Origin of the sequence: Amphibacillus cookii (assembly GCF_016908375.1) — a bacterium.
GTDB classification, from domain to species: domain Bacteria; phylum Bacillota; class Bacilli; order Bacillales; family Amphibacillaceae; genus Amphibacillus_C; species Amphibacillus_C cookii.
Window position 1 is genome coordinate 249,225 of record NZ_JAFBDS010000002.1, and the last position, 14,942, is coordinate 264,166.

Sequence of the window (14,942 nt, forward strand, 5' to 3'; positions counted from 1 at the left end):
TATAAATAACTTAAATCGAACATCCTCTTCTCCATAAGAATATGTTAAAATAGAAATTACAATTTATTTCGCTTGTGGAGAGGGGATTTTTATGTCAAATTCTAAATTATATAATATTGCTGTCGTAGGAGCGACAGGGGCCGTTGGACAGAAAATGTTAGAGACCTTAGCAAAAAAAGACTTTCCAATTGGTCAGCTAAAACTCCTGTCTTCTAGCCGATCAGCAGGAACGAAAATAAAGTATAAAGATGAGATATATACAGTTGAAGAAGCCACAGCTGAAAGCTTTGAAGGTATAGATATTGCGTTGTTCTCAGCGGGTGGATCGGTATCAAAAAAACTTGCTCCTGAAGCAGTTAAAAAGGGAGCGGTTGTCGTTGACAATACAAGTGCATTTCGTATGGATGAAAATGTACCGCTTGTGGTTCCTGAAGTTAATGAAGAAGATATTAAGCAACATAAAGGTATTATTGCAAATCCAAATTGTTCAACCATTCAGATGGTAGCAGCCTTAAAGCCACTTCAGGAGCAATATGGTTTAAAACGTGTGATAGTCTCCACTTACCAAGCTGTTTCTGGTGCTGGAGCGGAAGCAGTTGAAGAATTAAAAGATCAAGCTCAAGCTTTCTTAGCTGGTGAAGATTTAACAGCGCATTTATTACCAGTAAAAGGTGAAGCTAAACATTACCCAATCGCGTTTAACGCCTTACCACAAATCGATGTATTTCAAGAGAATGGTTATACATTTGAAGAGATGAAAATGATTAATGAAACGAAAAAAATACTACACGCCGATGCACTAAATGTTGCAGCAACTTGTGTTCGACTGCCTTTCTTTACTTCTCATGCAGAAAGTGTTTATGTAGAAGTTAACACAGAAACATCTGTTAGATCATTGCAAAACCTGTTAAGCGAAGCGCCAGGGATAACGTTAGCAGACGATCCTGACAACCAAATTTATCCAACTCCACTTGGTGCTGCAGGAAAGTCAGATGTATTTGTTGGAAGAATTAGACGGGATTTGGATTATCATAATGGCTACCACATGTGGATTGTTTCAGATAATTTATTAAAGGGAGCAGCGTGGAATTCAGTACAAATTGCTGAATCACTGATTAACCATAACTGGCTCTAGATTTGAGGTGAAGCGATGGATATATTAGTTCAGAAATTTGGGGGAACGTCAGTCAAAGATAAAGAAACAAGACATAAAGCAATTAAACATATTCAAACGGCAAAAAGAGAAGGTTATAAAGTTGTTGTCGTTGTTTCTGCAATAGGTCGTGCACCAGAGCCTTATGCAACAGATTCGTTATTAGCTTTAATCAATTATCCTAATGGTTATCAATCTAGTCGTGAACAAGATCTCTTACTCGCATGTGGTGAAATTATATCAGCAGTCGTTTTTTCAAATGAATTAAAAGAAGCAGGTTTTAAAGCAACAGCGTTAACAGGTGCTCAAGCTGGCTTTATTACAACAAGTGATTTTACTGCTGCTAAGATTCAATCGATGGAGATTGAGCGTTTAAAACGTGAATTAGCGGTTAATGATGTGGTGGTTGTCGCTGGTTTTCAAGGGCAAACTTTAGACCATGAGACAACCACATTGGGCCGCGGAGGTAGTGATACATCCGCCGCCGCACTAGGTGCTGCCCTAGATGCGAAATTTATCGATATTTTCACAGATGTAGAAGGTATTATGACAGCAGATCCACGTGTAGTAAAAGATGCGCGCACCTTAGATGTCGTTACCTATAACGAGATTTGTAACCTTGCCTATCAAGGTGCAAAAGTGATACATCCGCGCGCTGTCGAAATCGCGATGCAAGCAAAGGTTCCCATCCGTGTTCGATCAACAGCTCAAGATCATATTGGGACACTGATAACCACTTCTATACACGATGCTAAAGGTAAGGACATTCCGGACCGTCTCATAACAGGGATTGCTCATATGTCAGGTATTACTCAAGTAAAGATAGAGGCAGATCAGCAAGTAGAGCTTATGCATGCCCATATTTTTAAAGCAATGGCTGATGCAGGTATTTCAGTTGACTTTATTAATATTTTCCCTAACGGTATCGTCTATACGATTCCAGAAGTATTAAGTGAAAAAGCGCATCATTTACTTAAAGATTTAGGTTATCATCCTATCTTTACGCATCATTGTGCTAAAGTATCTCTGGTGGGGGCTGGGATGACAGGTGTACCTGGGGTGACGGCTACCATTGTTCAAAGCCTAACCAATGTGGGAGTGAAAATATTACAATCAGCAGATAGTCATACCACGATATGGGTCTTAATTAATGATGAAGACCTTGTTCTAGCAATTAATGCCCTGCATGAGGCATTTGCTTTAAAAGATCGATTAGCAGATAATAAGTGAACGATTATTGTTTGAAAGAAAGGAAGGCAATCTCTATGCAGTTTGGAAAACTCTTAACAGCGATGGTTACACCATTTAATGATAAGAATCTGGTTGATTACAACAAAGTGACCGAGTTAATGCATTATCTTATCGAAAATGGTTCAGATGGTTTAGTAGTGGCAGGAACAACAGGAGAATCACCAACATTAAGCCATCAAGAAAAACTTGAGCTATTTAAACATACGGTTGCAGTTTCAAACGGCCAGTACCCTATTATAGCTGGGACAGGTTCTAATAATACAGAAGAAACAATTAAATTAACAAAAGAAGCAGAAGCAATTGGTGTTGATGCCGTTTTATTAGTTACACCTTACTATAATAAACCTAATCAATCTGGACTCTATCAACACTTTCTTGCCGTAGCTGAAGCAACAGAGTTACCGATTATGCTCTATAATATTCCTGGTCGAACGATGGTTCACTTAACCGTTGATACAATTGTAGCCTTATCCAAGGTTGACAATATTATTTCGGTCAAAGAGTCGAGTGGAAATCTCGATGCGATATCGCAAATTATCGAAGAGACTAGTGATGATTTTTCTGTCTATAGTGGAGATGATAGTTTAACTTTACCACTGAAAGCAATTGGAGCTGATGGGGTTGTTTCTGTAGCTTCACATATTGTAGGGAATGAAATGAAAGAAATGTTGAATCGATTTGATCAAGGAGAAGTTAAGCAAGCATCCGCTCTTCATCGATCATTGCTTCCTATTATGAGAGGCTTATTTATGGCACCTTCTCCAGCACCTGTTAAAGCAGCGTTAAGAATGAAAGGTATCGAAACAGGTAGTGTGCGCTTACCACTTGTTAATGTTAATGAGGTTGAAGAGCAACTGATTCGAGATTTAATTTAAACGTTAGAGTACAATATCTTTTGTTTGGATATTGTGCTCTTTTCATTTGAATAGCCATCATTTATGCCTCATTTATCACAGATAAACGTCCGTAAATCGCATCTCAAAAAAATAAAGTGTTAAGCTAAATATAGTTAGGCGGTCGATAACGGATGCTAATGTCCTGATTTATTCAATGACCAATCAGTGGGAAGGTAAGATCGTAGACTAAGACCGCCACGTCCTGTGGCAACGTCTGCATGACCTACATCCTGTAGGCCTCCGTCCGCTGATTAAAGTTTCGTTTTATATGCTATAATAATGGAATGAGAAGTTTAAGATAAGGAGATTTTTAGCATGGCTCGTAAAAAGAATAAACGTAAAACATCAAAAAATAAAATAAAACTACAATTACAATATGAATTGTATGGTATTCTTTTTATTCTATTGGCTATTTTTGGGAGTGGCGCTGGTTCAATTAGTGATGGGCTTATTCCGGCATGGTTAGAAAATTTCTTTCGTTTTTTCCTAGGTTTTTGGTACATGGTTGCCTCACTAGCTCTGTTTGCGTTTGGGCTTTATTTAATGATTAAAAGACAGATTCCTAGATTAATGACAAGAAAGCTACTAGGGGTACTTATACTATTTTTAGGTTTGTTGCTTTTAAGTCATATTGATCAGTATCATGTTTATCTCAGGGGGGGAGAAGAATCATCTATCATTAAGGAAACGTGGGACCAGTATATTAACTACCTTAATGGACAGGTTAGTGCAAATGTTTTAGGTGGTGGTCTAATTGGAGCTGTTCTCTATGCTTCATCTTATGTATTATTTTCCACTACTGGTGCTGTTTTTTTAGCTATATTTATGATTCTTGTTGGCATTATTTTTTTAACCCACTTTTCGATTGGGGCCTTTTTAGAGAAGCAAACAGCAAATTTTAAAAAATTTATCGATGCGCACTATAAAAATTGGAAAGCGAATCGAGAGCACAAGAAATCAATACAATCACAGGTAACACCACAGGAAAAAGGAAATAATGTAAAACCTAATGATAATCAACAATTGGAAGAACCTGTTATTGAAGCTTTCACAGAGATAGCTTATGCAGAACAAGAAATGGACATGTCAAAGGCTAAAAAGGAAAATCATGAAAATCAAATAGTTGACCATCAAGAAGCTGAAGCAATACTTGACGTTGCGCCGATGACAGAATTAGAAAACGTTGATTATAAGTTACCAATGGTTAACTTGCTTAATGAACCAAATAAAAAAGCACATCAACAAGAGCGAGGGCAAATTCAAGCTGTTGTTCGAAAGTTAGAATCGACATTTAATAGTTTTGGTGTTAAGGCTAAAGTGACACGGGTACACGTTGGACCAGCGGTAACGAAATATGAAGTTTATCCTGAGGCGGGGGTAAAGGTTAGCAAGATTGTTAATCTTCATGATGATCTTGCATTGGCATTAGCAGCTAAAGACATTCGAATTGAGGCGCCGATACCAGGGAAATCTGCTGTAGGTATTGAAGTACCAAATACAGAAGTATCTATGGTTACACTTCGAGAAGTTTTTGAAACAAAACAAGTGAAAGAAAGCTCAATTCTATCCTTTGTATTAGGACGAGATATATCGGGGGATGCCATTGTTGCAGAATTAAATAAGATGCCACACTTACTTGTTGCTGGAGCAACGGGGAGTGGGAAAAGTGTCTGTATTAATGGGATTATCACAAGTATTTTAATGCGGGCTAAGCCACATGAAGTAAAGATGATGATGATTGACCCAAAAAAGGTTGAATTAAATATATATAATGGTATCCCTCATTTATTAGCACCAGTTGTAACAGATCCGAAAAAAGCGTCACAAGCATTAAAAAAAGTCGTCTCAGAAATGGAGCGACGTTATGAGCTATTTTCTGATACAGGCAATCGCAATATCGAGGGCTACAACAATTATATAAATAGATATAACGAAACAGTAAGTGTAGAAGAGAGACAACCGCTTTTACCGTATATTGTTGTTTTGGTCGATGAGCTAGCTGATTTAATGATGGTAGCATCCAATGAAGTCGAAGATGCGATTACACGTTTGGCACAAATGGCTCGTGCTGCCGGCATTCATCTAATTATCGCTACTCAGCGGCCATCTGTAGATGTCATTACAGGTGTTATCAAAGCCAATATTCCATCAAGAATTGCGTTTAGTGTGTCATCACAAACTGATTCACGAACGATTCTGGATACGGGTGGTGCTGAAAAACTGTTAGGAAGAGGTGACATGCTCTTTTTACCAGTAGGTGCATCGAAGCCTACACGTATTCAAGGCGCTTTCTTGTCAGATGAAGAAGTCGAAAATGTTGTTGATCACTGTGTAGAACAACAAAAAGCGCATTACCAAGAAGAAATGATACCAGATGAAATTGAACAAAAACCATCACAGCCAGAGGATGAATTGTTTGATGATGCGGTTCAATTGATTGTTGAGATGCAAAGCGCAAGTGTATCCATGCTTCAACGTCGCTTTAGAATCGGCTATACAAGAGCTGCGCGATTAATTGATATGATGGAAGATAGAGGGATTGTCGGACCTTATGAAGGGTCAAAGCCACGAACAGTGTTGATATCGGAATATTCAGAGTAACGTAGCTTAGACTTATTTCGAATTAGGAAATTGTCGTAATTTCTGTTTATTTATTTTTTGTAAAGTGGTATATTGTTAATGACCAACCAAACGCTATAATCTGGAGGATGTTGATATGGTGAATAATCTATACGATAATGACTTGTTTAAAAAGACATTAATAAAATTACGTAAAGATATTGAACAAGGCATCTATCCACCAAATGAAAAGCTTCATCCTCTCTATGAGCTGGCTACAACCTATCAAGTCACTCGTACCATTATGGAAGCTGTTATTGATCAATTAGTTGAAGAAAATGTGGTAACAAGGCGGTTAGGAATCGGTGTATTTGTTAACCCTAAGCCCATCTACTCTTCAGGTATTGAAGAGTTAGGTAGCGTGTCAGATATGATTCGAAAAGCAGGTAAACAACCAGGTACTCAATATGTAGCTGCTGAAGTGGTCACACCAACTGCACATGATCTTAATAACTTTAATGTAACAGATCTTGAAGCGATTGCCCGTGTTGAACGTGTACGTACTGCAGATGGTGAGCCCGTTGTCTATTGTATTGACAAAGTTGATCATGCTCGAATTCCTATTGGTCAAATTCACAGTCAAAATTCAATTTTTAAATTGATAGAAGACTATACAATGATGCGTATTCAGTATGCTCATACATATATTGAACCGATTGGTTTTCATGAGAAGATATCTGCGATTTTGGATTGTAGACCGGACCAGTCTTTACTGCTACTCAAGCAAATGCACTATACTGAGGATCATCAACCGATACTCTATTCAGCGAATTACTTTAGAAGTGATGCATTTCAATTCCATGTGGTAAGAAAGCGACTGTAGTATTTTGTTTAGGACAGCCTAACATCTTTTTTAGTACGGTATTTGGTCAACTATTAACTATTTGGGGGTATTTAAGTGAAGAACAAACATTGGCTTATTCTTGCTTTATTGTTTGCAGCAGTATTGACTCTAGGTGCCTGTGGAACAGCAGATGAAGAAGACACAACGACAGATGACGCCACGGAGACAGACGAAGACACTACAGAAGATACAGTAGACTTTTCAGTTGCAATGGTTACTGATGAGGGTGGGGTAGATGATCGCTCATTTAATCAATCTGCATGGGAAGGTATTCAAGCTTTTGGTGCTGACCATGGTCTTGAACGAGGTACGCACTATAATTATGCACAGTCTGATGATGCTGCTGATTACATGCCTAACCTTAATAATTTATTACAACAAGATTATAATTTGATTTTTGGTGTGGGTTTCGAATTGAGAGAAGCAGTTGAACAAGTCGCATCAGCAAACCAAGATACACATTTTTCTATTATTGATGAAGTGATTGAAGCAGATAATGTGGCAAGCGTGACCTTCGCTGAAGAGCAAGGATCATTTCTTGTTGGTGTAGCTGCAGCACTTAAAGCAGAATCTGACGAAGTTGGTTTTGTTGGCGGTATTTCAAGCCCATTGATCAAACGTTTTGAAGTAGGCTATGTAGCAGGTGTTAAATCGGTAAATCCGGATTTAGATGTTCGCATCAATTACGCAGAGTCATTTAGTGATGAGCAAATGGGGCGGTCATTTGCTAATAGTATGTACGGCGATGGTATAGATGTTATTTATCATGCTTCTGGAGCTGTAGGAAATGGTATTTTTACAGAAGCAAGAAATCGCATTGAAAATAATCCAGATCAGCCTGTATGGGTAATCGGTGTTGACCGTGATCAATACGAAGAAGGCCAACAAGGTGATCACAATGTTACATTAACGTCAATGGTAAAACGTGTAGACGTTGCTGTTCAAGAAATTTCAGAAATGGCTTTATCAGGAGATTTTCCAGGTGGAGAACATATCATATTAGGTCTTGAAGACGAAGCAATTGCTGTAGCTGATACAAATAGTGATGCATATACAGATGAAATTCGTGAAGCGGTTGAAGAATGGCAGCAACGGATTCTAGATGGAGAAGTTGTGGTGCCACAAACGGATGAAGAATTAGAAGACTATTTAGACTCTCTTTAATTTAACCGAGAAAAGGCTAGAGTTCTTCTAGTCTTTTTCTCTGTCTAGGAAATACTAATCCTTTTTATTGATAAATAAGTGTTAATCGTTACCTCCAGTTTTAAGCACTAAACATGATGGCTACTTAATATACACGGTGATTGGTGATCATTACCGGTGTATTTGTACGTCTTATCAATCCATTATCTTTGTTGCTTCCTCCCACAACGAATTATATTAGTGCCTTGTTACAATTAGCTGTTTTAGCTTTTTATGTAAATGATATAGATAGATGATTTAGGTTAAATCATTAAATGAAAAGCAGTTACTCTCCCCTTTTCATTTGACGATTTTACCTCGCAAGCAATGGGATGGGTGAAGATATTGTAAGTTTGAAGTCAACAAAAGTTGACGGTTATCAACCTTATAAAATAAGGAGTGAACATAATGAGTAATTATATTGTTGAGATGTTAAACATTCGCAAAGAATTTCCTGGTATTGTAGCTAATAATAATGTTAATTTGCAATTAAAAAAAGGTGAGATACATGCATTACTTGGAGAGAATGGGGCAGGTAAATCAACATTGATGAATGTGTTGTTTGGTTTATATCAACCAGAAAAAGGAGAGATTCGGGTCAAAGGCGAAGTGGTGAAAATTAGTGACCCAAACATTGCCAATCGATTAGGTATCGGCATGGTTCACCAACATTTTATGCTTGTTGATACCTTCACTGTGGCACAAAACATTATCTTAGGAAGTGAGCCGAAAAAAAAGGGTGTTTTTGTTGATTTGAAACAAGCAGAAAAAGAAATTGTTGAGCTTTCAGAACGTTATGGTTTAAGGGTTGACCCAAAAGCAAAAATTAGAGATATATCTGTTGGTATGCAACAACGAGCAGAAATATTAAAGACTTTATATCGGGGAGCTGAAGTTATTATCCTAGATGAACCGACAGCAGTATTAACACCCCAAGAAATTAAAGAGCTTATTGGTATTATGAAATCTTTGATTAATGAAGGGATATCAATTATTTTAATAACACATAAATTAAAGGAAATTATGGAAGTTTGTGATCGTTGTACGGTTATTCGGAAAGGTGAAGGAATAGGAACTGTCAATGTGAGTGAGACAAATGTTGATGAACTTGCATCTTTAATGGTGGGGCGCGATATTGTTTTCACCACAGAAAAGACACCAGCAAAACCTAAAGATACCATACTATCAATTAAAAACTTAGAAGTTAAAGATTCTAGGCAAGCGGTTATGGTAAAAGGTTTAAATCTAAATATTCAGGCTGGTGAAATTGTCGGAGTTGCAGGTATAGATGGTAATGGACAGTCAGAGCTAATCGAGGCTATTACAGGGCTAAGAAAAGTGGAATCTGGAGAAATTCTCCTTCACAACAAGTCAATCACACATTTATCTACACGCAAAGTAACAGAGGCAGGTGTGGCACATATTCCACAAGATCGTCATAAGTTTGGTCTGGTTTTAGAGTATCCAATTGGAGAAAACATGGTTTTACAAACGTATTATCAAAAGCCTTTTTCAAACTTTAAAGTACTTTCATTCAAAAATATTTATCAGTATGCTTCAAGGTTAATTGAAGATTATGACGTGAGAACACCATCAACACGTACAAAAGCTAGAGCACTGTCTGGTGGTAATCAACAAAAGGCGATTATAGCTAGAGAGGTTGATCGCTCACCAGATCTCTTAATCGCAGCACAGCCAACACGTGGATTGGATGTGGGAGCGATAGAAAATATCCACAAACGATTAATTAAAGAACGTGATAAAGGAAGGGCTATTCTGCTCGTATCTTTTGAACTAGATGAAATTATCAATGTGAGTGATCGTATCGCTGTTATGTTTGATGGACAAATTGTAGCTGAAGTTAAACCGGAAGAAACGAACGAACAAGAGCTCGGATTATTGATGGCCGGTAGTAGTAAAGAGAAAGCAGGTGAGTTGTAATGTTTTCCAATCGAACGTTTAATTTAATCGTTCCTATCTTTTCTGTATTATTAGGATTTCTAGTTGGAGCGATTGTGATGTTGGCTTTCGGTTATAGCCCAATAGAAGGTTATCGTGCACTATGGAATGGCGCATTTGGTAATGCCTATTATCTTGGAGAAACGATTAGACAATCGATTCCGTTAATGTTAACAGGATTAGCTATTGCTTTTGCTTTTCGAAGTGGCTTGTTTAATATTGGGGCAGAAGGCCAAGTGTTTGTAGGTTGGTTAGCTGCTGTATGGTTAGGAATTGTAGTAGACTTGCCGACCATTATTCATTTACCGTTAGCTATTTTAGTGGCTGGGTTGGCTGGTGCTTTGTGGGCATTGATTCCTGGCTTATTAAAGGCAACACGAGGTGTTCATGAAGTTGTAGTAACCATTATGATGAACTATATTGCCTTGCACCTAAGCAATCATATTATTCGTGCTTACCTCTTAGAGTCTGGATCAAGAACATCTCGTATTAACGAGTCAGCTTCTTTAAGAACAGAAGGTTTAACGACGTTATTTGGGGGATCTCAAATTCATTGGGGGTTCATTATTGCATTTATTGCAGCTATAATCATGTGGTTTTTACTTGAAAGAACAACTTATGGTTATGAGCTTCGCGCTGTTGGATATAACAAACATGCGGCTCATTATGCTGGTATCAACGTTAAACGTAATATCATCATGGCGATGATGATTTCTGGTTTATTTGCCGGGCTTGCTGGTGCTATGGAAGGGCTAGGCACATTTGGGAGCATGCATACACACGCAAGTTTCTCTAACTTAGGGTTTGATGGTATTGCTGTTGCTTTATTAGGAGCAAATACAGCTATCGGATCCGTTATTTCTGCCTTTTTGTTTGGCGCATTGAAAGTAGGTTCATTAAGTATGCCACCCATTTCAGGTGTCCCTTCTGAATTGGTTGAAATAATTATTGCTGTCATTATTTTCTTTGTTGCATCAAGTTATATGATTCGTTGGATTGTACTTCGCTTTAAAAAGGAGGAGAAATAAATGCAAATTATTGATTTATTGCAGTCAATGATGCCAATGGTATTATTTTATTCTGCTCCACTGATATTTACTGCGATAGGTGGCGTATTTAGTGAACGTTCAGGTGTTGTAAACATTGGCTTAGAAGGCCTTATGGTGATGGGAGCATTTAGTGGTATTGTTTTTAATTTAACATTTGCAGAAATGTTTGGCTCATTAACACCTTGGCTGTCACTACTTGTAGCGGGCTTGGTTTCTGGAATATTCTCTATTATGCATGCTGTTGCAGCTGTTACATTACGTGCTAATCAAGTGGTTAGTGGTGTGGCGATTAATATGATTGCACTTGGCGTAGGTATATTCTTAACAAGAGAATGGTATGGAAGTGGACAAACCAATTCTATAGTTGAACCCTTTTATACCCGATCAGTTCGTTTTTTATCCGACATCCCTATCATTGGAGAAATGTTTTTTAGTGGTATTTACTATATTGCTTATATTGCCATTCTTTTTTCGATATTGGCATGGTTCATTCTTTATAAAACACCCTTTGGTCTTCGGCTTCGTTCTGTAGGTGAACACCCAATGGCCGCAGATACAAATGGGATTAGCGTTACAAAAATACGTTATATTGCAGTTATTATATCTGGCTTTTTAGCTGGATTGGGTGGGGCGACCTATGCATTAACGATTTCATTAAATTTTGGCGGGGCGACAATCTCTGGCCAAGGTTTTATGTCACTAGCTGCTGTTATTTTTGGGAAATGGCACCCACTAGGTGCAATGGGAGCAGCCATTTTCTTTGGTTTTGCTCAAAGTTTAAGTGTCGTTGGCCGTAACTTTCCAATATTGGCTGATGTACCAAATGTCTATTTAATTATTGCCCCATATGTATTGACCATTTTAGCATTGGCAGGATTTATTGGCCGTGCAGAAGCGCCAAAAGCAAATGGAGAGCCATATATTAAAGGTAGTCGTTAATCAAGGCAATACTTGTATAGCCATGTTCTATTTATGTCAAATACGTGAGTGAAAAATAATAATACGCATTAAACGCATGCTCCACAGTACTTAGCTACTGTGGAGCGTATTTTTATTACGATAATAAAGGGTGTGGTAATTGTTACCGGATTTTTTTTAGTGTAAAATATATTGGTGAAGCTAAAGATGGGTATGATAAAGACAAAATGCACCGTTATTAAGGAGGCTATTTATGATTGAATTAAATGAAGAACAAATAGACAAGAAGGGTTACAAGTTACATATTGTTAATAGCAAAAAATTCAAAACTGTTCATATAACAGCAAAGTTTCGTTGTTTACTAAAACGTGAAACCGTAACGAAAAGAGCCCTTTTACCTTTTGTATTACAACAAGGAACGAAGAGATATCCAACATCAAATACTTTTCGCAGAGCATTAGATGATCTTTATGGCGCGGTATTGTCAATGGATGGTACTAAAAAAGGTGAACAACACATTCTGACCGCTCGTATGACTATTGCAAATCAAAATTACTTATCTGATCAAGACAGCATTTTAACAGATGGGCTAACTTTTTTTAAGGAAACATTATTTGCTCCGAATGCAACTGACAGTCGCTTCGATCCAAAAGTTGTTGAGAGAGAAAAGCAAACATTAAAACAAAAGATTGCAGCAATCGTTGATGATAAAATGCATTATGCTAATATGCGTATGATTGATGAAATGTGCAAAGAAGAGCCTTATCATTTGCATGTTCATGGTTATCCAGATGATTTGGAACAGATCACTGCAGAAGAGCTTTATTCATATTATCAGTCTGTTATGACTGAAGATCCACTTGACTTATACGTACTGGGCGATTTCGAAGCCATCGATATTAAAGAATTAATTGGTAATTTATTCGATCGAAATCAAAGTGAACCTCTAGATTCAGATTTATCACCAGAGATTCCAGTAATCGATGAAGTAAAGGATATTATTGAAGAGCAAGATTTGCAACAAGGTAAGTTGCACTTTGGCTATCGGACGCATACGAAATATGCCGATAAAGATTATCCGGCTTTACAAGTATTCAATGCCATTTTTGGTGGGTTTCCCAGTTCTAAACTGTTTATTAATGTGCGTGAAAAAAACAGCTTAGCCTACTATGCAGCGTCTCGTTTTGAAAGTCACAAAGGACTGTTATTTGTTTTTAGTGGTATTGCTCCAACTGATTATGAAAAGGCAAAAGCGATCATATTAGAACAGATGAAGGCTATGCGTGATGGTGAATTTACCGAAGCTCAAATCGATGAAGCTAAGCGCTTAATTATTAATCAATACAAAGAAACGCTAGATGATCCATTTGGCATGACAGAAGTCCTTTATAACCAACACCTTGCAGGTTCATCTCGTTCCGTTTCTGAGTTTATCGAGGCTGTTGAATCTGTTAATCATCAAGCTATTGTACAAATGGCCAATAAAATTGAATTAGATACCACCTATTTCTTAACGGCAAAAGGAGGTCAGTCCAATGCATAAAAAACATTATCCACAAATAAAAGAAACGGTTTATCGAGAGACGTTACCTAATGGCTTGCGTGTTATTTTAGTTCCTAAAAATGAAATGGCACAAACATATGGTGTCTTTACAACAGACTATGGATCAATTGATCAAAGCTTTGTACCGATTAATTCTGATGAAAGGATTACTGTACCTGATGGAATTGCCCACTTTTTAGAGCATAAGCTATTTGAGAAAGAGGATCGTGATGTATTCCAAGACTTCACAAAGAACGGAGCATCTGCAAATGCTTTTACTTCTTTTACAAAAACCGCTTATTTATTTTCAGCAACATCTGAAGTGGAAAAAAATACTGAGATTTTATTAGATTTTGTGCAAACACCATACTTCTCAGATCAATCAGTTGAGAAAGAAAAAGGAATAATTGCTCAAGAAATACAGATGTATGATGATCAGCCAGACTGGCGAGCATTTTTTGGGATTATAGCAACGATGTATAACGCACACCCTGTTAAAATTGACATTGCAGGAACAGTGGATTCGATACAATTGATTACAAAGGAAGATCTTTACACTTGCTATCACACATTTTATCATCCATCAAATATGACAGTAACTTTAGTCGGGCAATTTGATCCTGAACAAATGATTGCATTAATTAAAAAGAATCAAGCACAAAAAAGTTTTGAAAAACCACCACATATTAATCGCTTTTATCCTGAAGAAGAGTTAAAGGTAGCAAAGGCTGAAGACGCGATTGAAATGCCAGTTGCGGTAGCCAAGTGTATGGTTGGTATTAAAGAAGAACCTAAGCAAGATAGCCAAACGTTTATAAAAGAAGAATTGTTAGCGGATATGTTATTAGATTATTTTTACTCTAAATCAGGAGAATACTATCAAGAATTGTATGACAAGGATTTGATCGATGGGAGTCTAGGGTTTGAATCAGAGCGTCAAAAGCAATTTGCCTTTTCTGTTATTGGTGGAAACACTAGTGATCCGGATAAATTCGCTGAAACAGTAAAGTTACAGCTTGACTCATTCAAATCTTATCAGCTTCGTAAAGAAGATTTTGAGCGAATGAAACGTAAGATGATTGGTGGTTTATTAAGAGATATGAATAGCACTTCAGAAATTGCTAATCAAGTCAGCCAATATCAAATGCTCGATATTGATTTTTTTGAGCTTCTACCAACTCTTGAATCGCTATCCTTACAAGATGCTAACCAATTCTTGAATAATTGGATTAAAGATGATAATGTCGCTGTATTCCAAGTTAAGATAGCTGAGGCATCGTAACGATGCTATGGTGTCTTCCATGAAGCAGATCAAGCCGTTATGGAAGTATTAATACCGTACATGTTTTTCGCTACGTGGATGATTACAAAAGCTTGTCTGCGACACATGTTGGCTAAAAGAGTATAGTGGGGACGTCGTTAGTCATGAAGTGTTGTATTCATCTGTAAAAGGAGCACAATTAGCTTTTGCTAAAGCATTTTGCAACAAGTAGGTTCCAATGGGATTAGAGTTAAATCGATAAGTCCA

At 37.4% G+C, this 14,942-nt stretch carries 11 protein-coding genes; all 11 read left to right on the forward strand.

All coding sequences use genetic code 11. The annotated features are described in order from the left end of the window. The first annotated feature begins 91 nt into the window (after positions 1 to 91). The 11 genes from JOE23_RS04290 (at position 92) to yfmH (ending at position 14,696) form a co-directional block, all read left to right on the forward strand. On the forward strand, positions 92 to 1,135 hold the full coding sequence (locus JOE23_RS04290) for an aspartate-semialdehyde dehydrogenase (protein WP_204436063.1): 1,044 nt from the start codon (positions 92 to 94) through the stop codon (positions 1,133 to 1,135). 15 nt (positions 1,136 to 1,150) lie between these two features. Beyond that, entirely contained in the window at positions 1,151 to 2,383 is a 1,233-nt protein-coding gene (gene dapG, locus JOE23_RS04295) for an aspartate kinase (protein ID WP_204436064.1), read from the forward strand. 35 nt (positions 2,384 to 2,418) lie between these two features. Then, complete coding sequence (gene dapA / locus JOE23_RS04300; protein ID WP_204436065.1) at positions 2,419 to 3,279, forward strand: 4-hydroxy-tetrahydrodipicolinate synthase; 861 nt, start codon at positions 2,419 to 2,421, stop codon at positions 3,277 to 3,279. A 336-nt stretch (positions 3,280 to 3,615) separates the two neighbouring features. After that, complete coding sequence (locus tag JOE23_RS04305; protein ID WP_204436066.1) at positions 3,616 to 5,901, forward strand: FtsK/SpoIIIE family DNA translocase; 2,286 nt, start codon at positions 3,616 to 3,618, stop codon at positions 5,899 to 5,901. A gap of 115 nt (positions 5,902 to 6,016) precedes the next feature. After that, on the forward strand, positions 6,017 to 6,742 hold the full coding sequence (locus JOE23_RS04310) for a GntR family transcriptional regulator (RefSeq protein ID WP_204436067.1): 726 nt from the start codon (positions 6,017 to 6,019) through the stop codon (positions 6,740 to 6,742). A gap of 75 nt (positions 6,743 to 6,817) precedes the next feature. Beyond that, entirely contained in the window at positions 6,818 to 7,927 is a 1,110-nt protein-coding gene (locus tag JOE23_RS04315; protein WP_204436068.1) for a BMP family ABC transporter substrate-binding protein, read from the forward strand. 426 nt (positions 7,928 to 8,353) lie between these two features. Then, positions 8,354 to 9,886, forward strand: a complete 1,533-nt coding sequence (locus tag JOE23_RS04320) for an ABC transporter ATP-binding protein (protein ID WP_204436069.1) — start codon at positions 8,354 to 8,356, stop codon at positions 9,884 to 9,886. Further along, positions 9,886 to 10,932 carry an ABC transporter permease gene (locus JOE23_RS04325; protein ID WP_204436070.1) on the forward strand — a complete coding sequence of 349 codons (1,047 nt, stop codon included), beginning with the start codon at positions 9,886 to 9,888 and terminating at the stop codon, positions 10,930 to 10,932. The genes JOE23_RS04320 and JOE23_RS04325 overlap by 1 nt, the downstream gene beginning before the upstream one ends. Further along, positions 10,933 to 11,892, forward strand: a complete 960-nt coding sequence (locus JOE23_RS04330; RefSeq protein ID WP_204436071.1) for an ABC transporter permease — start codon at positions 10,933 to 10,935, stop codon at positions 11,890 to 11,892. 232 nt (positions 11,893 to 12,124) lie between these two features. Next, the gene (yfmF, locus tag JOE23_RS04335) at positions 12,125 to 13,414 is read left to right on the forward strand and encodes an EF-P 5-aminopentanol modification-associated protein YfmF (RefSeq protein WP_204436072.1); all 1,290 of its coding nucleotides are present in this window, start codon (positions 12,125 to 12,127) and stop codon (positions 13,412 to 13,414) included. After that, positions 13,407 to 14,696: an EF-P 5-aminopentanol modification-associated protein YfmH gene (yfmH, locus tag JOE23_RS04340; RefSeq protein WP_204436073.1), complete on the forward strand. Its 1,290-nt coding sequence runs from the start codon at positions 13,407 to 13,409 to the stop codon at positions 14,694 to 14,696. Before yfmF ends, yfmH begins: the two co-directional genes overlap by 8 nt. Positions 14,697 to 14,942 lie beyond the last annotated feature (246 nt).